General features: G+C 34.2%; 22 protein-coding genes. 14 read left to right on the top strand and 8 right to left on the bottom strand.

Translation table 11 applies throughout. From position 1 onward, the window contains the following. Positions 1-3 precede the first annotated feature (3 nt). The 13 genes from DNG35_RS02580 (at position 4) to DNG35_RS02520 (ending at position 13,372) form a co-directional block, all read left to right on the top strand. Positions 4-2,340 (top strand): multicopper oxidase domain-containing protein, encoded by a 2,337-nt coding sequence (locus DNG35_RS02580; protein ID WP_111126192.1) that lies wholly within the window; start codon positions 4-6, stop codon positions 2,338-2,340. 52 nt (positions 2,341-2,392) lie between these two features. Next, a complete protein-coding gene (locus DNG35_RS02575) occupies positions 2,393-3,028 on the top strand; it encodes a DUF3347 domain-containing protein (RefSeq protein ID WP_111126191.1) in 636 nt (211 codons plus the stop codon). Continuing rightward, a complete protein-coding gene (locus DNG35_RS02570) occupies positions 3,029-3,487 on the top strand; it encodes a heme-binding domain-containing protein (protein WP_111126190.1) in 459 nt (152 codons plus the stop codon). Between the two features lie 166 nt (positions 3,488-3,653). Continuing rightward, entirely contained in the window at positions 3,654-4,034 is a 381-nt protein-coding gene (locus DNG35_RS02565; RefSeq protein ID WP_111126189.1) for a nuclear transport factor 2 family protein, read from the top strand. Positions 4,035-4,037: 3 nt separating this feature from the next. After that, positions 4,038-4,595 (top strand): AraC family transcriptional regulator, encoded by a 558-nt coding sequence (locus tag DNG35_RS02560; RefSeq protein WP_111126188.1) that lies wholly within the window; start codon positions 4,038-4,040, stop codon positions 4,593-4,595. A gap of 75 nt (positions 4,596-4,670) precedes the next feature. Next, positions 4,671-7,175 (top strand): heavy metal translocating P-type ATPase, encoded by a 2,505-nt coding sequence (locus DNG35_RS02555; RefSeq protein ID WP_111126187.1) that lies wholly within the window; start codon positions 4,671-4,673, stop codon positions 7,173-7,175. Positions 7,176-7,179: 4 nt separating this feature from the next. Beyond that, positions 7,180-7,971, top strand: a complete 792-nt coding sequence (locus DNG35_RS02550) for a cation transporter (RefSeq protein ID WP_027879802.1) — start codon at positions 7,180-7,182, stop codon at positions 7,969-7,971. A gap of 26 nt (positions 7,972-7,997) precedes the next feature. Continuing rightward, entirely contained in the window at positions 7,998-8,483 is a 486-nt protein-coding gene (locus tag DNG35_RS02545) for a DUF305 domain-containing protein (protein ID WP_106678902.1), read from the top strand. After that, positions 8,470-10,248, top strand: coding sequence for an efflux RND transporter periplasmic adaptor subunit (locus DNG35_RS02540; RefSeq protein WP_111126186.1), 1,779 nt, complete (start codon positions 8,470-8,472; stop codon positions 10,246-10,248). The genes DNG35_RS02545 and DNG35_RS02540 overlap by 14 nt, the downstream gene beginning before the upstream one ends. Positions 10,249-10,280: 32 nt before the next feature. Then, complete coding sequence (locus tag DNG35_RS02535; RefSeq protein ID WP_051881039.1) at positions 10,281-10,775, top strand: heavy-metal-associated domain-containing protein; 495 nt, start codon at positions 10,281-10,283, stop codon at positions 10,773-10,775. A gap of 850 nt (positions 10,776-11,625) precedes the next feature. Beyond that, a complete protein-coding gene (locus tag DNG35_RS02530; protein ID WP_111126185.1) occupies positions 11,626-11,922 on the top strand; it encodes a helix-turn-helix domain-containing protein in 297 nt (98 codons plus the stop codon). A 246-nt stretch (positions 11,923-12,168) separates the two neighbouring features. Next, complete coding sequence (locus tag DNG35_RS02525; RefSeq protein WP_111126184.1) at positions 12,169-12,642, top strand: hypothetical protein; 474 nt, start codon at positions 12,169-12,171, stop codon at positions 12,640-12,642. An 88-nt stretch (positions 12,643-12,730) separates the two neighbouring features. After that, complete coding sequence (locus tag DNG35_RS02520; protein WP_111126183.1) at positions 12,731-13,372, top strand: DUF6266 family protein; 642 nt, start codon at positions 12,731-12,733, stop codon at positions 13,370-13,372. 246 nt (positions 13,373-13,618) lie between these two features. On the opposite strand, the gene DNG35_RS02515 is transcribed toward DNG35_RS02520, so the two are convergent. From DNG35_RS02515 to hutI, 8 genes are all read right to left on the bottom strand, one after another. Next, a complete protein-coding gene (locus DNG35_RS02515) occupies positions 13,619-14,002 on the bottom strand; it encodes a hypothetical protein (protein WP_111126220.1) in 384 nt (127 codons plus the stop codon). A 721-nt stretch (positions 14,003-14,723) separates the two neighbouring features. Continuing rightward, positions 14,724-15,575, bottom strand: a complete 852-nt coding sequence (locus DNG35_RS02510; protein WP_111126182.1) for a GIY-YIG nuclease family protein — start codon at positions 15,573-15,575, stop codon at positions 14,724-14,726. Positions 15,576-16,356: 781 nt separating this feature from the next. Continuing rightward, complete coding sequence (locus DNG35_RS02505) at positions 16,357-16,899, bottom strand: DUF4287 domain-containing protein (protein ID WP_111126181.1); 543 nt, start codon at positions 16,897-16,899, stop codon at positions 16,357-16,359. 1 nt (position 16,900) lies between these two features. Beyond that, positions 16,901-17,470 carry an SRPBCC domain-containing protein gene (locus DNG35_RS02500; protein ID WP_111126180.1) on the bottom strand — a complete coding sequence of 190 codons (570 nt, stop codon included), beginning with the start codon at positions 17,468-17,470 and terminating at the stop codon, positions 16,901-16,903. 79 nt (positions 17,471-17,549) lie between these two features. Next, on the bottom strand, positions 17,550-18,749 hold the full coding sequence (locus DNG35_RS02495) for a tyrosine-type recombinase/integrase (protein WP_111126179.1): 1,200 nt from the start codon (positions 18,747-18,749) through the stop codon (positions 17,550-17,552). Positions 18,750-18,853: 104 nt separating this feature from the next. After that, the gene (locus tag DNG35_RS02490) at positions 18,854-19,654 is read right to left on the bottom strand and encodes an MBL fold metallo-hydrolase (RefSeq protein ID WP_111126178.1); all 801 of its coding nucleotides are present in this window, start codon (positions 19,652-19,654) and stop codon (positions 18,854-18,856) included. A 12-nt stretch (positions 19,655-19,666) separates the two neighbouring features. Further along, positions 19,667-20,641, bottom strand: a complete 975-nt coding sequence (locus DNG35_RS02485; protein ID WP_111126177.1) for a formimidoylglutamase — start codon at positions 20,639-20,641, stop codon at positions 19,667-19,669. 6 nt (positions 20,642-20,647) lie between these two features. Further along, a complete protein-coding gene (gene hutI / locus DNG35_RS02480) occupies positions 20,648-21,883 on the bottom strand; it encodes an imidazolonepropionase (protein WP_111126176.1) in 1,236 nt (411 codons plus the stop codon). Between the two features lie 205 nt (positions 21,884-22,088). On the opposite strand from hutI, the gene DNG35_RS02475 reads away from it, so the two are divergent. Continuing rightward, complete coding sequence (locus tag DNG35_RS02475; protein ID WP_111126175.1) at positions 22,089-22,724, top strand: peroxiredoxin; 636 nt, start codon at positions 22,089-22,091, stop codon at positions 22,722-22,724. Positions 22,725-22,740 lie beyond the last annotated feature (16 nt).

Raw genomic sequence — 22,740 nt, 5'->3', positions numbered from 1 at the left:
ACAATGAAAACATTTAACACAATATTTCTCTTGTTTCTAACTTCAATGGCATTTGCCCAAGTTGGTACAAATGGTCAAGATAGAAAAGAAGAAGGCCGAAACATACAAGAGTATAACCTTACTATAGAAGAAAATGAAATAACTCTTTCAGGTGTAACCGCCAAAGGAATGACAATTAATGGTGGAATTCCAGGTCCTACATTAGAATTTAATGAAGGTGACCTCGCTATTATTAACGTAACTAATAAAATGGATGAAGAAACCTCTGTACATTGGCACGGTTTAATACTTCCTAATTTTTATGATGGTGTACCTTATTTAACTACGCCACCTATAAAACCAAACACTACATTTCAATATAGAATACCTATAAACCAATCTGGCACATATTGGTATCATTCCCACACGATGTTGCAAGAGCAAAAAGGAGTTTATGGCTCAATAGTCATTCATCCTAAAGAAAAGACCTTGGACTATGATAAGGATTTAGTCGTAGTCCTTTCCGATTGGACAAATGAAAAACCAATAAATGTACTGCGAAACCTTAAACGAGGAAATGAGTGGTATCAGGTTAAAAAAGGAACAGCTGTACCGTTAAGTAGAGTTATAAAAGAAGGTGCATTAGGCGCACAATTCAAATTTTGGCGCGATAGAATGGAAGGTGCAGATATTGCAGATATCTACTATCCTGCGTTTTTAGCCAATGGTAAAAAAGTTGCAGAATATCCAGAGTTTAAAACAGGTGAAAAAGTACGACTACGTTTTATCAACGCCTCTGCATCGACTTACTATTGGATGGATTTTGGAGCTGGTAATCCTACAATCGTTTCAAGTGATGGTGTTGATGTAACACCAGTCAATAAAAGTAGATTTCTCTTTGGTATTGCAGAAACCTATGACGTAATAGTGACTATTCCAAATGGAACATTGGAAGTTACTGCAACAGCACAAGATGGCTCTGGCAGTACATCCATTCGTTTAGGAAGTGGTAAACTTTTTCCTGCAACGGTAATAGATAGACCAAACAAAGTTGCGATGATGAAGCAAATGGCTAAAATGGATATGAAAATGGGAGCACCAGCAATGGCAGGTAATCAAAAGAAAAATACGCCTGAAGCTTTAATGAAAAAGTATGGGATGCAAATGGATATGAAAGATGGTAAGATAGATAACCAAATGAATATGAAAATGGACGATCAAAAACTTATGAATGATGATCATATGCAAATGGAAATGGACAAAAAGAAGGATATGAAAAAGGATTCTATGCCAATGAGCCATAATATGTCTATGATGGAGAAAGACTCTAGGTCTTTTGATTACAATACACGTAAAACCTATTTCAATTATGATTTTTTAAAGGCAAAAGAAAATACCACTTATAAGGCAGACATACCTGTAACCGACCTTTTACTTAATCTAACAGGTAATATGCAACGCTATGTGTGGAGTATAAATGGTGTGCCATTATCTGAAACAGATAAGATTAAAATTAAAGGAGGAGAGGTTACCAGAATAACATTAAATAACTTAACAATGATGCATCACCCAATGCATCTTCACGGTCATTATTTTAGAGTGATTAACGAAAATGGAGAACGTTCACCATTAAAGCATACGGTTAACGTGCCACCAATGCAAAAAGTGGTTATTGAATTTTATAACGAAGAATATGGTGATTGGTTCTTTCATTGTCACGTGTTATATCATATGATGGGTGGTATGGCAAGAGTATTTAGCTATGATACACCACGCGATGAAAGGATGAAACCTTATCCAGTTCAAAAACTAATTGATGAAACTGACCATTATTACTCTTGGGGAGCTGCACGTGTAGGTTCAAACTTTAATGAACTTTTATTGATGTCAAGCAACATTCGTAACGAATTTGGACTACGTGCCGAGTTTGATTATAACCAAAATGCCGAGATAGAAGTAAATTATAACAGATATCTCAATGATTGGGTACGTGTGTATGCAGGTGTAAATACTGAAACTTCTACACCAAATTCTTATGATACATTTAATACTGTAGGATTAGTTGGAGTTAAATATTTCACGCCTTACAGATTTAATGTGGATGTGAGTATGGACCATCAACTGCGCCCAAGAATACGTTTGGACAGAGAACTATTGATTTTTCCTAGAATTTTTCTCGAAGGAGAATACGAGTATAGAGCGGATTTTGGATGGGTCAATGATTTAGAAAACAACAATTCTTATGAAGGTGAAACTCAATGGTTAATTGGAGCATCGTACATCTTATCTCGAAATTTTTCAATTCAAGGGAATTACAATAATAAATATGGCTGGGGAGGCGGACTATTAGTTCGATTCTAATAATACATAACAATTTTATATAAACAAATATTAATCTTAAAAGTAAGTCAAAATGAAAAAAGTAAAATTAGTAACAACAATTATGGTAATGGCTTTTATAAGCCTAACAGCAGTGTCTTGTAAAGATGCCAAAACAGACAAGAATGATTCAACAGAGCATCATTCAGAGATGAATGCAGATGGAGACCATTCAAAAATGAATCACGATAATAGCGATGGTCATCACGATGGTGATAAAAAGGAAATGGCAATGAATGGAAATGGTACCTCACAAGTCGTATTAAATGATTATTTCAACCTTAAAGATGCTTTGGTAGCCGATGACAACGCAAAAGCGAAAAATTTAGGAGGCACATTGGCTAAATCACTTAAGGCTTTTGATACTTCTAAATATTCAGATGATAAGCAAAGCGAACTAAAGGATATTATTGAAGATGCCACTGAACACGCAGAACATATTTCAGAAAGTGACATAGCGCACCAAAGAGAACATTTTAAAGTATTGAGCAAGGATATGGTTGATATGGTAGAAATCACCGGAACATCGATGACCATTTACCAGCAGTATTGTCCAATGTACGATAACAACAAGGGTGGTGCTTGGTTGAGTATGAACAAAGAAATCAGAAATCCCTATTTCGGTGATAAAATGCTAAAATGTGGTAAAGTACAGCGTGAAATCAACTAAATGAAGATTGTAAAAATCATAGCGTGGATAGCATTAATTGCTTTGGTTGCCATACAGTTTTTTCCTGTGGATTACAACCAAAGTGAAACCATACCACAAACCGATTTTATGCTCGTGAACAACGTACCTGTAACGGTTGAAAAATCGTTGCAGGTTTCGTGTTACGATTGCCATAGTAATAACACACAATATCCTTGGTACAATAAGGTGCAACCTGTTGCTTGGTTTCTTGAAGGACATATTAAAAAAGGAAAAGAAGAATTGAATTTTAGTGAATGGGATTCATTAACAATTCGAAGAAAAACAAGCAAGTTGCGTTCAATTATAAAACAAATAGAAGGCAATAAAATGCCTTTAGATTCTTACACGTTAATACACAGAGATGCAAAATTGTCTGAAAGCGAAAAGAAATTACTCATAGAGTATATGTCAGATTTAAAAGAAAATTTAAATAATTAAAAGTCAAACATCAAAATATTCGATTATGAAACCACCCATATTTGTCTTATTATTCACGATTTTAATTGTGAGTTGTAAAGAAAGTAAACAACAAGATACAACTATCGAAACTTAAAAAGAGGTCGTTGTTGACACCACAAATGAAAAAGAGGAAGTGTTGAAAATTATGAAATCTTATAAAAATGCCATTCAAAATTTAACAACCGAAGGCACTTTTCAACTCTTTACGCAAGATGCCACCGTTTTTGAGCAAGGTAAAGTAGAAGGAACTTATAAAGATTATATAGATGGTCATTTAGGTCCAGAACTTGGGCATTTTAAAAGTTTTACATTTTCAGATTATCAGATTGATGTAAATGTAAGTTTGCCCTATGCATATACAACTGAAAATTATTTGTATACGATAGTTTTAAAGGCAGATGAAGCTAAAGGAACAAAAGAACGAACCATTGAAAGTAAAGGCGTAGCAACTTCAATTTTAAAAAAAATTGATGGAGATTGGAAGATTATTCATTCACATACTTCATTTAAAAAATTGAATCAATAAACAATGAATCATATTCTTCATATAAAAAATATGGTCTGTAATCGCTGTAAAATGACGATTATAAATTTGTTGGATGATGAAGGTTTTGAAGTGGAATCTATACAATTGGGTAAAATTGTTGTTAAAGAACAGTCTAGTGATGATTATGTTCGGCTAGAAACACAGTTGAATGCTTTAGGATTTGAAGTGATTAAGGATCCTACAAAGGCATTGATTGAAAAAATTAAAATTAATCTTATTCAGCATATTGAAAAAAATGAAACAGATGAAATTCTTGGTAAACTTGAGAGTGAAATAGGCAAAAGTTATTCTACATTGAGTAAAACGTTTAGTAAATCAGAAGGGATAACACTTGAAAAGTATTTTATCAACCTGAAAATAGAAAAAGCTAAAGAGTATATTCAATTGAATCAGCTTAATTTTTCAGAAATAGCCTATAACCTTAACTATAAAAACAGTAGTCATCTATCGAAACAGTTTAAACAAGTTACTGGAATGTCAATGACAGATTATAAAAACTTACAATATGGAGACAGAAAATCCTTGGATGAAATTGTATAAAAATTAGCCAGAATTAGAATAATATTATAAGGTAAGTCATTGTAATTTAGACTAATAATTCTAAAATATTTAAAAATGAAACATACATATCATATACACGGAATGACCTGTAATGGTTGTAGAACACACGTAGAAGAAACGCTCTCTAAAGTAGAAGGTGTTTCAAAAGCAACAGTCGATTTAGAAAAGGCAGAAGCTACCATAGAAATGGAATCACACATACCTATAGAAACATTTCAAGAAGCCTTAAAAAAAGATAGTGATAGATACACTATCCATAATCAAGGTGAACATCATCATCATCATACCAAAGGTAAAAAGGAAAAGCAACAAAAAGGGAAAGGCACAGGCACATTTTATTGTCCTATGCATTGCGAAGGCGATAAAACTTATGATAAACCAGGCGATTGTCCTGTTTGTGGTATGGATTTAGTCGAAGAAGTAAGTCTATCCACAACAAACAAACAGCAATGGACGTGTCCTATGCATCCGGAAGTTGTAAAAGATGAAGAGGGATCTTGTCCTATTTGCGGTATGGATTTAGTAGCAATGCAACCAGATCTTTCTGCTGAAGAAAAGACTTATAAAAAACTATTGAAAAAGTTTTGGATAGCAACAGCATTTACATTACCAATTTTCTTAATAGCAATGAGCGAAATGCTACATAACAATCCGTTATACGATATAATGGAACAGAAATATTGGAATTGGATTCAGTTTGCTTTATCCATTCCAGTGGTATTTTATGCTACGTGGATGTTTTTTGAACGCGCTTATCGAAGTATAAAAACGTGGAATCTCAATATGTTTACACTTATCGGTATAGGAGCAGGTGTAGCGTGGTTGTTCAGTGTTTTTGGTATGTTATTTCCTGATGTATTTCCCAATGAGTTTAAAACTGAATCTGGAGCAGTTCACGTGTATTTTGAAGCAGCAACGGTAATTCTAACTTTAGTGCTTTTAGGTCAATTATTGGAAGCTCGTGCTCACAGTAAAACCAATTCCGCAGTAAAAGAATTACTAAAATTAGCACCTAATAAAGCCATTAAAATGGTAGATGGTGAAGAAGTTGAAGTCAGTATAGATAAGATAGAATTAAATGATATTCTAAAAGTAAAACCAGGCGATAAAATTCCTGTTGATGGTGTGATAACAGAAGGCGAAACAACTATTGACGAATCTATGATTACTGGAGAACCTATTCCTGTAAACAAATCTCAAGATGATAAAGTAAGTAGCGGAACAATTAACGGGAATCAATCATTCTTAATGAAAGCTGAAAAAGTAGGTAGCGATACACTGTTATCACAAATTATACATATGGTAAACGATGCCAGTAGAAGTCGAGCACCTATTCAAAATCTTGCGGATAAAGTATCGGGTTACTTCGTACCTGTAGTAGTCATTATTTCTGTTATCACTTTTATTGTTTGGGCTATTTGGGGTCCAGAACCAGTTTATGTGTATGCGTTTGTCAATGCAATTGCAGTACTAATCATTGCTTGTCCTTGTGCTTTAGGTTTAGCAACACCAATGTCTGTAATGGTTGGTGTGGGTAAAGGTGCTCAAAATGGTGTATTGATTAAAAATGCTGAAGCTCTTGAAAAAATGGATAAGGTAAATACGCTTATCGTTGACAAGACAGGAACAATTACCGAAGGAAAACCAACAGTTGAAACCGTTGGAGCTTTTAATGCTGCTTTAAGCGAAAAAGAAGTGTTACAATACATCGTTTCATTAAATACCAATAGCGAACATCCTTTGGCAGAAGCGACAGTTAAATATGGCAAAGAACACAACACAGAAATTTTAAAGTCCGAAGATTTTAGTGCAGTCACAGGAAAAGGTGTTGAAGCGACAATAAAAGATAAAAAAGTAACATTAGGTAATCCTAAAATGATGGAATATGCTAAAGCAGATGTTACATCGACAATGAAAGACGAAGCTAAATCTTACCAAAAACAGGGTAAAACAGTTTCTTATTTGTCAATAGATGAAACCGTCGTTGGATATGTAGTTATAGGCGATAAGATAAAAGAAACAAGTGCTAAAGCCATTAAAGCACTTCAAGATAAAGGGATTGATGTTATAATGCTTACAGGTGATAATCACGATACAGCACAAGCAGTAGCATCAGAACTAAATCTTGCAGATTTTAAAGCCAGTATGTTACCAGAGGACAAACTCAAAGAAGTAGAAAAATTACAAGAAAACGGAAAAGTAGTTGCTATGGCAGGTGATGGTATTAACGATGCACCAGCATTGGCTAAAAGTGATGTCGGTATTGCTATGGGAACTGGAACAGACGTAGCGATAGAAAGTGCTATGATAACACTCGTAAAAGGCGATTTACACGGTATTGTAAAAGCAAAAAATTTAAGTAATGCTGTAATGAAGAACATTAAGCAAAACCTATTTTTTGCACTTATCTACAACACTTTAGGTGTGCCTATTGCAGCAGGTGTGTTGTTTCCATTCTTCGGAATACTACTCTCGCCAATGATAGCAGCTTTAGCAATGAGTTTTAGTTCGGTTTCGGTAATAGGTAACGCATTACGATTAAGAACAAAAAACATTTAATTATATGCAGAAAACAGTTTTCAAAATATCAAAAATGGATTGTCCTTCTGAAGAAAATCTAATTAAGATGAAGCTATCTGATATAGATGGTATCAAACAACTTGATTTTAATTTAGAAGAAAGAATCTTAACACTATATCATAATTCAAATGTAAATGAAATTGGTAATGCCTTAAATGAATTAAAATTAAATGAAAGTTTAATCAGTTCAGAAGATACAGACACAATTATTACTGAATCTACAAGGAGTCAATCCAAACTGTTGTGGACAGTTCTAATCATCAATTTTGCATTTTTTATTATCGAAATGAGTACAGGACTTATTTCAAAATCAATGGGATTAGTTGCTGATAGTTTAGATATGTTGGCAGATTCATTTGTTTACGGATTGAGTTTAATAGCGGTTGGTGGTACAGTTTTAAAAAAGAAACGGATTGCAAAATATGCAGGCTATTTTCAGATAACACTTGCAATTATCGGAATCGTTGAGGTAATACGTAGATTTTTAGGCTATGAAGCTTTACCTGTATTTTCAACAATGATTATAGTTTCAGTATTTGCTTTGATTGCAAATGGCATTTGCTTGTACCTCTTACAAAAATCTAAAAGTCAAGAAGCACATATGCGTGCCAGTATGATTTTTACCTCTAACGATATTATAATAAATCTTGGCGTAATTACAGCAGGCGTTTTAGTCAATTGGCTGCATTCTGGTATTCCAGATTTAATTATAGGAATCATTGTATTTGGATTGGTGATACAAGGTGCATTCAGGATATTAAAATTAAGTAAGTAAAAAGTTTAACTATAAAATCAAAAAATATGGAAAATTCAAAAGAACACTCAAACAAAGGAAATTACAAAACCTTCTTTATAATGTTGGCTTGCTCATTTGTAGCAATGTACATCACAATGTATTTAAACACCTATTCCATAGACCACGTATGGTTTAGTCTAACACGATTCTATATGACGTGTTTAGGGATTTCAACAATGGCAGTAATAATGTGGTTTTTTATGCGAAAAATGTATAATGATAGAAAGAAAAACATAGCAATTCTTGCAGGTAGTTTTATTCTGTTTATAGGGGCTTTGGGGTTAGTAAGAGCACAATCACCAATAATTGGTGATGTCCTTTGGATGAAAGCAATGATACCGCATCATTCTATCGCTATTTTAACAAGTGAAAGAGCAGATATAAAAGACCCAGAAGTAAAAAAACTGGCAGAAGATATTATTGAAGCACAACGCAAGGAAATAGAAGAAATGAAAGCAATGATAAAACGATTAGAAAATGAAAACAAATAAAATATTAATCTATTTAGGATTATTAGCAGTTGGTCTATTATTGGGTTGGTTGCTTTTCGGTGGTTCATCAAAAGAAGAAGCAGACCATAATCACAATGAAGTTGAACAAACCAATCAAATGTGGACTTGCTCTATGCATCCACAAATTATGCAGCCTGAACCAGGCGATTGTCCTATTTGTGGGATGGACTTAATTCCTGCCGAAAGTGGAGCAGATGGTTTAACAGTAGATCAGTTTAAATTAACCACTAATGCTATGGCTTTAGCAAACATTCAAACCACGGTGGTTGGTAATGGTTTAGTAGAAAATGGAATCATAAAACTTTCAGGAAAAATTGCCGAAAACGAAGAAGCCAATGCAGTACAGGTAAGTTATTTCGCTGGAAGAATTGAACGTTTGAATGTGAGTTTTACAGGCGAAGAAGTTCGTAAAGGTCAATTATTGGCAACCATTTATTCGCCAGAACTCTATGCAGCACAACAAGAATTAATCACAGCAGCTTCTTTAAAAGAATCTCAACCTGCTTTATACAAAGCAGTCCGTAATAAATTGAAATTATGGAAACTCTCTGAAAATCAAATCAACCAGATTGAAGAAACAGGAAAAGTAAAAGAAAACTTTCCTGTTTATGCAACCGTTTCGGGTACTGTTACAGAAAAATTGGTAGAGCAAGGCGATTACATCAAACAAGGACAACCCTTATTAAAAATTGCCAATCTCAACACAGTTTGGGGAAACTTTGATGTGTATGAAAATCAGATTGACCGCTTTAAAAAAGGACAGGAAGTGATGATAACAACCAATGCTTATCCTAATAAAGAGTTTAAAGGTAAAGTTGATTTCATTGACCCAGTTTTAAACACGAAAACAAGAACTGTAACCTTACGTGTTGTTTTAAGCAATAAGGACGATGTATTTAAACCAGGAATGTTTGTAACCGCAAATATTGAAGGCAGTACAGCTAAAAATGATGAAGTAATATCAATTCCTGCATCTTCTGTATTATGGACAGGTGAACGTTCTGTGGTGTACCTTAAAACAAATCCAGACCAACCTATTTTTGAAATGCGTGAAATTAAATTAGGCAATCAAATTGGTAATGAATATGAAGTTGTAGAAGGTTTATTTGTTGGAAATGAAATAGTGACTAACGGAACATTTACGGTTGATGCAGCAGCACAATTACAAGGCAAAAAGTCTATGATGAATAAAGATGGTGGTAAAGTAATGACTGGACACGAAGGTCATTTAGGTATGGATAACAATGCATCTAACAAAGAAAGTGACCACACTAATATGAATGAGCGTTTGGAAGTATCAGAGAAATTTCAACAACAGTTAAATAGTGTTTACAATGCGTATATCAATTTAAAAGATGCTTTAGTAAAAGAAGATTCAATAAGTACTTCAGCAAACGCAACAACTTTATTAAATAAATTGAACAAAGTAGATATGAAATTGTTGTCAGATAATAAGGCGCATAACCATTGGATGTCATTAGAAGGCGAAATAAAATCTTCTGCAACTTCAATTTCTGAAACGTCCGATATAAAATCACAAAGAGACCATTTTAAACATTTATCATCACATCTAATCAATGCTGTACAACTATTTGGTATCAATGAAAAGGTCTATGTAGAATTTTGTCCAATGGCAGATAACAATAATGGTGCTTATTGGTTAAGCAAAGAAGAAAAAGTAATCAATCCATATTTTGGCGAAGCAATGCTAACCTGTGGTGAAGTAAAACAAGTAATAGAATAATAAATCAAGTAATAACAATTAAATTTTAAACAATGAATTTTTCAAAGAAAAATCACGAACACAAAAACAAAAATGTAATCGACGTGAGTAAAAAAGTAATTTTAAGTGTAGCTGTAATAGCAGCATTAGGTTTAACAAGTTGTAAAAACGAAACCAAAAAAGAAACAGAAACCACAACTACTGAAATGTCAAAAGATATGGCAATGACAGACCTGTCTTTTGGTGTAAGAGGAAATTGCGGAATGTGTAAAAACACTATCGAAAAAGCAGCTAACGGTGTTGAAGGTGTTGCAAGTGCTAATTGGGATGTCGATAAAAAGAAGATTGATGTGTCTTTTGATGATACAAAAACCGATGCAATGGCAATCCATAAAGCAATCGCAGCTTCAGGATATGATACCGAAAAAGTAGCAGGTGATGAAGAAGCATATGATGGTTTACCAGGTTGTTGTAAATACGACCACGAAATGATGATGAATCAATCTGGTGAAGAAGAAAGTGATGACCATTCAAATCACGACCATTAAGCAATAATGAAAGAGTCTTTTTCGGAAGGCTCTTTTTTATTCCCCACAACCCAAAACCCAGTTTTTTCGTACCTCAAAATCCTCTGTCTTTTGTGTTGTTCCGCGCGCCAATGCATAATTGGTTTTATGTCATAATACTTGTATCTAAAGCTATAATGGCACATTGCTTGTTTTATTTAAACGTCGTTATTTTATAAAATTGGTACAATAAAAAAGCAAAGAGCCATTGCCAACGCACAAACAACTATTACGCCACAAAACCAATCCCAAGCTATGTTACATAATAGAAGTTATAGTAGCAAACGGCACTTTTCAAAGGTTTGCTATCGCAGTGTTAATGCATTTTGTAGCTATAACTGGTATTATGTAAAATATCCGCTATTCCAACGCTCAAATCCGAACATATAACGATATTTTGGAAAAGCATTAAACAGTAGTAAATTAAAAAGGTTGAATTAGTTATGTATTATATTCGTTATCTCATTCAAGCTGCACAAAACCATCGTTAAGTCCAAGTATTCCTTACCTCAAGTCTTTGTTTGTTTCATTTCGTTAACAAATATAAAAGTCCACTTTTCCCCACCACCCAAGTCAGCGGTTTTAAAAAAATAGGTTCATAATATGCAGTAATACGACATAGCATATTGCTTTTTCTCGTGCCTCAAAAAAACAAAAAGCTATTGCCTAAAAGTCCTGTATAAGTAGCTTGTTTAAATGCTGTTTTATCAAACAACTATTTAAAACGCTACCCATACAAACGCTTCACCCCACGCTCAAATTGGAAATAACCTATTTTTTTAAGAGTTTATGCCCCAAAAAGTGTTGTTCAATAAATTAAATACATTTCAATATGATTACAAAAACAATCCAAATTACAGAAGTCACAGTTGATGAATTAGCGGATAAGGTAGCAGATAAATTATTGTTTAAAATTGAAGATTACCTTAAAGAACTATCAAAATCAAAAAATGATGAATTACTAACAAGACAAGAAGTAGCCGAATATTTAAGAATCAGTTTGGTAACAATACATTCTTGGAATAAACACGGAATTTTAAATCCAATTCGTATGGGCAACAGAATCTTATATAAAAAACAAGATATTTTAGATGTTTTAGAAGAACAGTCAATAAATAAAAAAAGGTAGCAAATATATGTGGCTACCACAGCCAACGCGCAAGGCTATAAAGGTCAAGCCCTACGGGTTTTGAATAAAACTTTTTTCAAAAGCATTTTTCACAATCATTAAACAATTAATCTCAAAAAACTTTTATCCAAAAACCTTGACAGCCTTATCCACGCCACAAGAGCATTAGGCTTTCTTTTTTTATTGTTTTTCTTTTAAAAAATTAATGGTGCGAAGCGTAGCGAAGCAATTTTAAATTGGATAGCTATGTCAACTTTTGAACTAAAAACACACCAAATCGGAAGAATCTACTCGCAACCTCATTTTTTTATCCTGAACAAAGGGCAAAACAGCGGAAAGCCTTTAATAAATCCTTGTCCTAATTGTTTTGTTGTATCTACATCAACCGAGGAAGATAAACAAACCCTTTACCATTTATCAATGATGTTGCAAATAGGCGGTTTTTATGCTTATTATTTAAAAGGGAGTGTTATTCCGTTTATCTCAATAGATGATTGTAGAAACACCTTAAATAATAGTTACACCTCGTTGTTAAGTGATGAGTTTGAGTTACAAAAGCATATTAATATAGTGTCAGCAATTTGTAAAAAAGAAGCTGAACTTCAAAAAGTAATTTCAAAAATGGCAGATTTAAAAGTGTCATACATACAAAATCTATTTTCTAAAAAGCAAAATCGGGCAACAAAGGGCAACAAAAACCAAATCAATCTATTAGCATAGTATTTGCCATATATTACTTGTGTTGGTTAAAGACCGTACCAAGTCCGTACCGACTTCGAACAAGTATTAATTTTAAATTTTATATACAATGGGTGTTATTTCACAAGGAATCCTGGGCGGTGTATCAGGTAAAGTAGGAAACGTAGTTGGTGCTTCTTGGAAAGGTATTGACTATTTGAGAATTAAGCCTTCAAATGTGACAAATCCACGAACAGAAGGACAAGTTAACCAAAGAAACAAGTTTACTGTTACTTTGGAGTATCTTCAACCGAATTTAGGTTTTATCAAGAAAGGGTATAAATCTTATGCGGTGCAAAAAACAGAGTTTAATGCAGCAATGTCTTATGTATTGAATAATGCGATTACAGGAGCTGCACCAAACTTTACTGTAGATTATTCTTTAGCTTTATTAAGTAGAGGTAATCTATCTGGAGCATTGAACCCTGCAACAGATTTAGCAACTGCGGGACAAGTAGAATTTACTTGGGATGATAACTCTGCTGAAGGTAATGCAAATGCAACTGATAAAGCAATGATTTTAGTTTACAATCCAAGTAAAAAAGAATCGATGTATATTCTTGATGGTGCTGATAGAACTGTAGGATCTCAAATCATTACAATTCCAAGTACCTACGCAGGGGATACTGTTGAGCTTTTTATGGCATTTATTACTACTGATGGTAGTACTGTGTCAAATAGCGTTTATTTAGGCTCTGGAACAGCTAATTAACGGTTGATGTTTAAATTATAAAACCGTTCTACACGAACGGTTTTATTTTATCGTTTAATAAGTTCTTAATTTTATCTATTATTTCTTTCCTTTGATTAGTTCTTATAATCAAATATTTGTTGCCTTATTGTTGCCTTTTTAACTTAAACCCCTTATAAATAAGGGTTTTTTAATTTCCGATTAGGAAAGTCAGAAGCAATGAACTATAGCCGGTGTTGTACGCTGGCTTTTATTTTCAAATTTTTATTAAGTCAGATAAGCAAGTCCGACACATATTAAAATCAGAACTCCGATTCCAATTCGGAAATACTTTTGTTGTTCAGCTTTTCGAGTAAATCCATCTTTTTTTAGCTCCCACGAAAATATTATTTCAAATAAAGTCCAAAAAGGGTCAAAAATAAAGTCGCAAAAGTGATAACTCTCGTTGCCTTTAATTCTTTCGTCAATCCTTTCTCTTTTTTTTGATAAATATTTAGCGGTCTTAATTTTTTTCGGCTCAACTTTTCTATTTATCAACTCATTATTCGCAAGGTGAACCGCTCTTGGGTTCCATTTTTCAGGCGCTCCAACTATTTTTAGTAAATCGTCGGTTGTTCGTTCTTTTATTGGTGGAATAAACTCGTCAGTCATTTTTTTGTCAGCTTGCGTACAACGGTTTTGGCTATGAAATCGTTGCGGAAAAATCCGCAGGATTCTTTCCGCCGTAGAACTAATATACAAAATATGGGGAATTTTCCAGTGGAAAATTCCGTAGCAATGTTTTATAGCCGTTGTTGGCTGCTGTGGTTTTTTTTAATTTTACGGTTTTTAGTTGATTTTCTTCGTTTTTCAATTATTCTTCGTGGTTTTTAACCGTAAAGATTTTGAATTTCACGTTCTGTTAACTTGCTGATGAGCGGTATTTTCAGTTGTCTTGGCAGAAAGTTCTGAAGTTAAATTTATTCGTTCTGCTATTCAATTCGTAGAGCAGGAGTGAGCGAGTTCAAATTCGCCGTTCTGATTTGTTTTCAGCGTAACGATTGGAAATTTTACCCGTTCTGCTGATTTTTATTCGATAAAACTAATAGTCAGTCGTAAGTTTTATTTCTTTTCAATGTTTGTTTTTTTATTTACCGTCCAGATTTTCAAAAATCCAAAACTCAAAAACAAACAAAAATTTCAGTTTAGGGAAGTAAGTTGGTGATTAGAAATTGCATTCGGTTACCATTGCTGCCAACGGTCTTGTATAACAATCAGTTGCGGATTGGTTCAAAACTAAGATAGCTAAAATTCCAGACTTTTATGCTTGCGCGGTTGTGTCCGCAGGACACAAAGCCGCAATTGTTGTTATACGGTGTTGCCAGTAGTACTTTTATGTATTCTCTTTTCGATTTAATACTGGTTTATGTTTTCTAATTAAATACTCTTCAAGTTCAAATCGTCCGAATGAAATCGGCATAGTTTTAATAGTACAAGAGTTCAAATATTTGGTTAATTGTAAATCTTCATTATCACTAAAATATCTTTTTCGTCCGTTTATGGTTTGCAATTTAAAACCTAAAATAGTTTCGCCTAAATTTCTACGAACAGCAGAAAAGTATGTTTTGCCAGAATGAGTTGCGTGTCTTTTAAAAACATCTGAACTTTCTCCAATATAGATATGCCCGTCTTCTTTATGCTCAATCCAATAAATTCCAGCACCATAATTTATATCGGCGGAAATCCAATCAAAAATTTTGGATTTAGCAAACTGTTTTTCTCCCTGCTTAATTATTTGTAAATAATTCTCCTGAACTTCTTTCCATAACTTTTTGTCCGATTTCGCTTTGAACAATTCCCGTTTCCCTCTTTGAAATTTGTTCAGATTTGTTGGATAATTAACTATCGTAAATTCTTCTAATTCTTTTCGTCCGATTAAGTTCTTTATTGTTCTAAATTCAAATTCCTCTAATTTTATTTTTTTTGCGGAATTGTCTGATTTTATGTAGGTTTTGAAAAAAGTTGAAGTTCTTTCTTTTGAGTGTTGTTTTATTCTTTTAGATAAATTTTTGCCTTCTCCTGTGTAACTCCATTTTCCATTTTTATTTGTTATCAAATAATTTCCATAACAATCTTCGCAGACAGTTCCAAAGTTATTTGGTTTGTCCTTTATCAGAACTTGTAATCCTGCTGACAAAATCAAATCAGAATTCTCTTGACAATATTTCCAATTAATAATAGACATTTTTTGTATTACTGGCAACGTTGTTGTATAAGATTAGTTGCGTTGTTTAAGCAACTAATTTAGCAAATAAAAACCGAATAGAAAATCCGCGAGGATTTTCGTAAGTAGGCTGGAACTAGCAATTAATTTTATACGTTGTTAGCAACTGGTTTTATTCATTTTTTATTCGCACGAGTTTAAATTCCGTTTGTGCTTTTTCCCTTAAAATCTTAAAAAAAAATTCGGATTTCATTCGGTTTTTTTCCCGAAAGTTTAGCCATTCCAATATTCAGCTCGAACCTTTGGTTTTCAAAATTTTCGTCGTTAAAAACTAAACCTGGGAAAATCCATTTTCACAAAGTTCAGCCACAACGTTTAGCTATTCTGTTATTCAGCCAAAACTTTTCGCTTAGCTAAATTTTCGATGCTAAAACTGATTTTGAGCGAGCCGAAATTCAGCGTAATATTCCGTATTTTTTTTAAATTCCGATTGAGTGAAATTCCGAGTTATTTTTCAGAATTCCGCTTTTCATTTTTCCTTTCTTAAAAACCCAAAAACTTGAAATTTAGCAGGATTTTCGTTGGTTTGTCAACTTGTTGCTAACGGTTTGGTGTATGGCTCGTTGTGTGCAAATTAGCGATTATTTTTCGGTTGAGCCACAAGCCAGATTTTTAAATTTTACTATTTATCTTGTTATTGGAAATCGTCAAATTTAAAAATTTGGCGACTTTCCAAATACGCCTAAACTTCGGTTTAAGCAACTAAACAGCAATGAGCTATACACGTTGTTACCCACAGTTTTTATTCCGCATTTTGATAGGATTCCATCAGCCACTTTTTTAGTTCGCTATCAATTTCGCTGACATTCGATAACTTAACTCTGTGTGTACACATTGTTCCAAAAGGTCCTGAATTTCCAAGTCTGTCTGTTGTCGGTTTGTCTTTGAGTTTTAACCCTAAATCGATTCTTGTTTTGGTCGCAGGTTTTATTAATGCAAATTGTTTTTTCCTGATTACGCTTACGCTTGTCTTTTTTGGTGTGATTGTAACATCTTTTCCAAATTCTTTTACGACAGCTAACAGGTTTTCATAAATCGGAATTAAATTTTCTTTGCCTTTATATTGGTTTTCAACAAGGTCGGTTGGTGTTTCATTTTCTTCTTTTGACAATGCGACAATCGTATTCGCAAATCCGTGTGTTACATTGTGTTCTTTTTTAAGAAAGTTTACTGCTTCTGAATGTTTGGCAAAAGACTTTGATTTGAGCACCTTTTTCCATTCACTCAAAGATTTGCCCGTTTTTTCAGGCATATTGTCAATCATTGTTTGAAGTACTTTGTCCATATTATTCCTTTTTTGAATTTGTGTCTGTTTCTAAATACAAAATTAAGTTCATTAATAACTTTTCGTTAGCAGGTATGAAATATTCCATTAGTGAAAGATATTTAGGGTTGTTCTTATATCCAATTCCGTACGATTTTACACTTGTTTTTCCTTTTTCGGTTTCGTCAAAGTAGATTACATTATAAAAGTCTTTTGCCTCTTTTTTCATAAATTCCGGAAAATTGTCGGTAATCTCAGCTTGAAGTGTAATCAGCTTTTTGGGAACGTAATTAATAATATGTGTTACGATTGTTGTGCTGTCTCCAATTTTTCCTGCTTTGTTGTAATTCGTTTTTATAAATCCACCAACTTTTAAATCAATTTCTGCGAGAGGAACGGCCCAACTTTCCCAACCTTTTTTCGTTGTATAAGCATTCCAAACGGAATCGATTGGTGAATTGACTGTAAATTCTTGAATTAAAACTAACTCTGGTGTTTTGGTCGAATCAATTATTGATACAACTCTTTTTTCTTGTCCGAATGTTAATGAAGTCAAAAAGACTACAAAAAGGATAATCAGTATGTTTTTCATATCGGTTTTTTTGGTTGTGACGATTTTTTTTCAAATTGTGGGTAACGGGTTATATCAAAACAAATATAAACGTTTTTACCTATATATTTCCGGATAACAGTACCTTTTTATCTTCATTATCAGGATGTATAAAACGATTAACAGCACTATCAAGCGGACTGCTAATCTTTAAATGGTCACGCGTGCTTACATGAGTGTAAATCATAGTGGTTTCGGGCTTGGCATGCCCTAATAAACTTTGTATATAGCGTAAATCAACACCGTCTTCTAGCATATGCGTGGCAAACGAATGACGTAACGTATGTGGCGTTACCCGTTTTGTGATTTTTGCCTTCACACAAGAATCCCGTAAAAATTTACGTACCGTAACAGCACTATAAGAACTCCCATTCTTTCCTTCAAATAAAAAATCGGTTGGCTGATAACTCCTTACATAATTATAAAGCAAAGGCAAAATACTCTCGGCAAGCATTACCGTTCGATCTTTTCTCCCTTTTGCATGATTTATAAATAGTTGCTTCCGGTCTATGTCAATAGCGTTTACTTTTAAGCTTAGAAGCTCACCTATACGTAGACCAGAAGAATAGAGTAGTGCCAAAGCAGTTCGGTGTTTTAAGTTTCGGGTAACTTGTAAAATTCTTAAAATCTCTTTCTGTGATAAAACGGTAGGTAGTTTTTTACTTTTTTTTGGCCTCAGCTCGTTTAACTCTGCCTCTATTTCTAAACCGTAAAGTTTTGCAAAATGCTGTAAAGCACTTACACATTGCCTGTGTGTACTAATCGCATAATTATATTTTGCAATCACGTCCTCCATAAACATTTCAAACGCTCGCGTACTCAATTTTTCAGTAGACTTTTTATAATAAGCAACAAACATCATTACAAAACCATAATAAGTTTTTACGGTACTTTCGCTAAATCTTTTTCCGCGTAGAAACCGCACATAGCTTTTTAAGATGTCTTGCTCTGCTTCTGAAAAATCATTTTTGGTAAGATTTCTGTATTTATTATGTATCCATAAAAGCTTTGGCTTTGGTTTTGCAGGTTCAACCAACAACTTTTGATAATCTACCAAATAGTTGTGACTTCTAAAGTAAGTAAACAAATAGTGCTTGTTTTTGCTATTATAATCTACGTAATAAGCTTTATAAGTTGCCGAATAACTTAGCTGCGGAATTGCTTTGATATGGTTTTTTGCAGCAGGATGGTAAGGTTGCGACCGAATACCAATTCGATCTTTTCCACGATGATAAAATTTATCTAAAACAATAGTAATCATGTAGTTTACAACTTAGTTCTAAGCTACAAAACTAACCAAAAAATGGAAATAATCCAACTTAAATAGGATTATTTACTTGTGTTTCACTCAACACTCATCACTATCTAATACCAGCTTAACTTTATCACTTCGATATTGTTGTTGTTGGTGGTGACGATGTTTTTAAACTTAGCTACGTCACTCAAACCATTGGTACCCCGAAAATGATACGGATAAACTTTCTTTGGCTGAAAGTCTAAAACCGCATCGGCAGCTTTCTCAACAGGCATTGTATATGGTAAATTCATACAGATAAAAGCTCTGGTAATGTTGGTGAGGTTACGCATTTCAATAATATCTTCGGTGTCACCCGAAATGTAAATTTTTTCGTTTTTCCAGCTCAATAAATATCCATTTCCGCGACCTTTCGGATGATACTGTAGTGCTTCTTCTCGTAAATTGTACATCGGGATTGCCCTGTAGTTGATATCACCCAACATTATTTCCTCATCGTTGTTTAAGATTTGTGCTTTAGGCTTCAACTCTTCAGGCAATTGCATATAAACTGCTTTGGGCATGATGATTTTGAGCTCGTTTTGGCTTAATTGTAAAAGCGTTTCCACGGAAAAATGGTCTTTATGAATATCGGTGACCAAAACAATAGTTGGTTTTTTATAGTTGCGGTAGGCGCTTTCTGGTTGAACAGGATCTACATAAATTACATTTTCGTCTAATTCTAACACAAAAGAAGCGTGATTGATCGGATGTATCTTTACGGAACTTTCCGTCGAAGTGTTGTTTGCTTCTTCGTCTGTTGTGGTTTTTTCTTGAACAGGTTCACTTATTTGCTGTTCGTTTTTTTGTTGGTTATTATTTTTACATCCCATAAAAATCAAGACCATTAATAAAAGGTAGAAATGTTTCATCGCTATAAATTTTTAATCGGTTGTTCTTATAAAATCGGTCACAAAAAATGCCAAAGCTTTGCCAGTCATGTTATGAGTGTCGGTAATGGTTTCGCACAAGTGCAAATAAAGTACCTCTTGTTTTTTGGCAATTTTTATAAAACTTCTAATATCGTTGATGCTAAAACCCGTAGGTGATTGGGCGCTGCTGTTAAAATGCTCAATCGCATCACAATCGATTTCTAAACCAAACTGATTTTTAACATAATCGGTTGCTTTTTTAAATTTAATCAATTTATCGATGGTACTCAAGTGTAAAAAATCATTGAGTAGCATAAATGATAGATTTTTGCTATCATTCATCATCTCAAAAATATACTGAGGGGTATAATTTCGATGTAAACCAATGACCATATATTTATCGAGGTGTTCTTCTTGTAAGGCTTTGGTAAATCCGTTTCCGCTATGACGAAAATCTACTTTACGTAAATCGGTGTGCGCGTCGATATTGAGCACAGAAATAGGTTTTTCAAGGGCAAAAGAAGTACCGCAAATATTGCCATAGGCATTGTTGTGACCGCCTCCAATAATAATAGGGGTTTTATTGGCACGAACAATATTTTCGACCACTTTTTCGACAGTATCGTCTATTTCTTCAACGATTTCTCCCAATTCTGAAGGTGATTTTCCTTCGGCTTCCTGCATCCAACGGTCGGTGTTTACACTTCCTAGAATCAAAAAATTATCGGTCGTATTGTATTCGTTCTGTTGTACGTTCAGAAAAGCTTTTAGAAAACCATACCAAGCGTTTGCGGTTCCGGGTTGACCGTAATTGGCGCGAACACCAATATCTTCAGGAATGCCGAAAATAACATAACCTTGCTCTTTTTGGTGAAGCTGATCGAAACCAGAAACAAAAGACAGGCTTTCGCCGAGCTTGGTTTCGCCTTCACGTTGATTGGTATATTGACTTGCGGTTTGTGGCGTAAAAAAGTCGAAATGTTCCATAAGCGATTAGTTGAAAAATTTGCCTTCTAAAATTACACTTTCTATATGATTTGTCCCAAAAGAATAAGGTAAAAATCCGTATGACGGAATAGGCTTGGTAATCATTAAGTTAGCTTTTTTGCCTTTGGTAATGCTGCCATGGGTTGCGCTCAAATCGATCGCATAAGCAGCATTGATCGTTGCCGCATTAATGGCTTCTTCTGGTGTCATTTTCATTTTGATGCAAGCCAGAGAAACTACCAGATTCATATTTCCAGAAGGTGTACTTCCCGGGTTGTAATCGGTGGCAAGTGCCAATGGCAAACCACGGTCGATCATTTCTCTTGCGGGAGTGTACGGAATACTCAAAAACAACGAACAAGAAGGCAAAGCTACGGGCATGGTATTTGAATTTTGTAAAGCTTCAAAATCTTCGGTATTCATGACTTCTAAGTGATCGACACTCAAGGCATTTTGCGCTACCGCAGCTTGTATTCCGCCAAAGGCGTTAAACTGATTGACGTGTATTTTTGCTTTCAAGCCATATTTATTTCCAGCTTTCATAATGCGTTGGGTATCTTCGATAGAGAAGTAGCCTTTTTCGCAAAACACATCCACATAATCGGCGAGTTGTTCCGCAACTGCGGGCAACATCTCATCGATGATTTGATTGATATAGGCTTCTTTATCGCTTTTATATTCCGGAGGTAAAGCGTGGGCTCCCAAAAAAGTGGTTTTGATGGTGATCGGGTAGTTCTGGGCTAGTTTTTGGGCAACCCGTAGCATTTTGAGTTCGGCTTCTTGGGTAAGGCCGTAACCTGATTTAATTTCGATGGCTCCAGTACCTAATTTGATGACTTCTTCGAGACGCACTTTCGATTGCTCGTACAATTCTTCTTCGGATGTTTCTTGCAGTTTTTTAGCCGAATTTAAGATTCCGCCACCGCGATTGGCAATTTCTTCGTAGGTCAATCCGTTGATGCGATCGACAAATTCTTGTTCGCGGTTACCGGCATACACCAAATGTGTATGCGAATCGACCCAAGTAGGTAACACCATTTTACCTGAACAGTCAATGGTTTGGTCAACTTCTATTTCAGGTAAACTTTCCATACTTCCGTAATCGGAAATGAGGTTGTTATCGATCAGTAACCAAGCATTTTTTAGGGTAGGTAGCGTTTGCATTTCTCTTCCTTTTAAAAAGGAAATTTGTTCGTCTCTTACTTGAATCAGTTCTTTGATGTGGGTGAGTAGTTTTTTCATATCCGTAAAGATAAAAACTATGATTGTTTATAGAAGAAATGAAAGAAAGATTATTTGTTATAACAAAATCTTATGTTAATGAATTTAACGTATAAATAAAATTTATTGATTGATAAATAATCATGAATACAATGCCTCTTGAAGAAGGCAGATAAAATATATATTTGTCACCGAAAAAGTATAACAATTAAAAAAATAAAAAACTATGTCTTTAGTAGGTAAAAAATTTCCAAATTTAGAAGTAAACGCGATGAACGAAATGGGCGATACTTTTAAAATTAATGTATTAGAAGAAGCAAGAAAAAACAACAAAAAAGTATTGTTATTCTGGTACCCAAAAGACTTTACATACGTTTGCCCAACAGAATTACACGCTTTTCAAAACGCTTTACCAGAGTTTGAAAAGAAAAACACCATCGTGATCGGAGCTTCTTGTGATACCGCAGAAGTACACTTTGCTTGGTTAAACACGTCAAAGGACAATGGCGGAATCGAAGGAATCACCTATCCTATCCTTGCAGATTCTAATCGTAACTTAAGTTCAAGGTTAGGGATTTTAGATATCGAAAACGAACGTTATGATGAAGAAACCGGAACTTATATGGTCGATGGTGATAATGTGACTTACCGTGCAACTTACCTGATTGATGAGGAAGGAACTATTTTTCACGAAGGTGTAAACCATATGCCAGTTGGTAGAAATGTAAATGAGTATTTAAGAATGATCGACGCTTACTCACACGTACAAAAACATGGTGAGGTATGCCCAGCAAACTGGGAAGAAGGTAAAGAAGCAATGATTGCCAATAGAGAAGGTGTTGCGACTTACTTAAGAAACTAAAAAAAATAAAAATTGC

It is taken from the genome of Mesonia sp. K7, assembly GCF_003233725.1.
In the GTDB taxonomy this organism is placed as follows: Bacteria; Bacteroidota; Bacteroidia; order Flavobacteriales; family Flavobacteriaceae; genus Mesonia.
This window is presented reverse-complemented; position numbering and strand designations above follow the sequence as displayed.

Bases quoted from the DNA above. Each gene is read 5' to 3' on its own strand.
- DNG35_RS02500 (WP_111126180.1), bottom strand. From the start codon at position 17,470: ATGAAAAACATACTGATTATCCTTTTTGTAGTCTTTTTGACTTCATTA.
- DNG35_RS02530 (WP_111126185.1), top strand. From the start codon at position 11,626: ATGATTACAAAAACAATCCAAATTACAGAAGTCACAGTTGATGAATTA.
- DNG35_RS02495 (WP_111126179.1), bottom strand. From the start codon at position 18,749: ATGATTACTATTGTTTTAGATAAATTTTATCATCGTGGAAAAGATCGA.
- DNG35_RS02565 (WP_111126189.1), top strand. From the start codon at position 3,654: ATGAAATCTTATAAAAATGCCATTCAAAATTTAACAACCGAAGGCACT.
- DNG35_RS02540 (WP_111126186.1), top strand. From the start codon at position 8,470: ATGAAAACAAATAAAATATTAATCTATTTAGGATTATTAGCAGTTGGT.
- DNG35_RS02515 (WP_111126220.1), bottom strand. From the start codon at position 14,002: ATGACTGACGAGTTTATTCCACCAATAAAAGAACGAACAACCGACGAT.
- DNG35_RS02485 (WP_111126177.1), bottom strand. From the start codon at position 20,641: ATGGAACATTTCGACTTTTTTACGCCACAAACCGCAAGTCAATATACC.
- DNG35_RS02505 (WP_111126181.1), bottom strand. From the start codon at position 16,899: ATGGACAAAGTACTTCAAACAATGATTGACAATATGCCTGAAAAAACG.
- DNG35_RS02575 (WP_111126191.1), top strand. From the start codon at position 2,393: ATGAAAAAAGTAAAATTAGTAACAACAATTATGGTAATGGCTTTTATA.
- DNG35_RS02490 (WP_111126178.1), bottom strand. From the start codon at position 19,654: ATGAAACATTTCTACCTTTTATTAATGGTCTTGATTTTTATGGGATGT.
- DNG35_RS02525 (WP_111126184.1), top strand. From the start codon at position 12,169: ATGTCAACTTTTGAACTAAAAACACACCAAATCGGAAGAATCTACTCG.
- DNG35_RS02580 (WP_111126192.1), top strand. From the start codon at position 4: ATGAAAACATTTAACACAATATTTCTCTTGTTTCTAACTTCAATGGCA.
- DNG35_RS02475 (WP_111126175.1), top strand. From the start codon at position 22,089: ATGTCTTTAGTAGGTAAAAAATTTCCAAATTTAGAAGTAAACGCGATG.
- DNG35_RS02570 (WP_111126190.1), top strand. From the start codon at position 3,029: ATGAAGATTGTAAAAATCATAGCGTGGATAGCATTAATTGCTTTGGTT.
- DNG35_RS02510 (WP_111126182.1), bottom strand. From the start codon at position 15,575: ATGTCTATTATTAATTGGAAATATTGTCAAGAGAATTCTGATTTGATT.
- DNG35_RS02545 (WP_106678902.1), top strand. From the start codon at position 7,998: ATGGAAAATTCAAAAGAACACTCAAACAAAGGAAATTACAAAACCTTC.
- DNG35_RS02560 (WP_111126188.1), top strand. From the start codon at position 4,038: ATGAATCATATTCTTCATATAAAAAATATGGTCTGTAATCGCTGTAAA.
- DNG35_RS02520 (WP_111126183.1), top strand. From the start codon at position 12,731: ATGGGTGTTATTTCACAAGGAATCCTGGGCGGTGTATCAGGTAAAGTA.
- DNG35_RS02535 (WP_051881039.1), top strand. From the start codon at position 10,281: ATGAATTTTTCAAAGAAAAATCACGAACACAAAAACAAAAATGTAATC.
- DNG35_RS02550 (WP_027879802.1), top strand. From the start codon at position 7,180: ATGCAGAAAACAGTTTTCAAAATATCAAAAATGGATTGTCCTTCTGAA.
- DNG35_RS02555 (WP_111126187.1), top strand. From the start codon at position 4,671: ATGAAACATACATATCATATACACGGAATGACCTGTAATGGTTGTAGA.
- hutI (WP_111126176.1), bottom strand. From the start codon at position 21,883: ATGAAAAAACTACTCACCCACATCAAAGAACTGATTCAAGTAAGAGAC.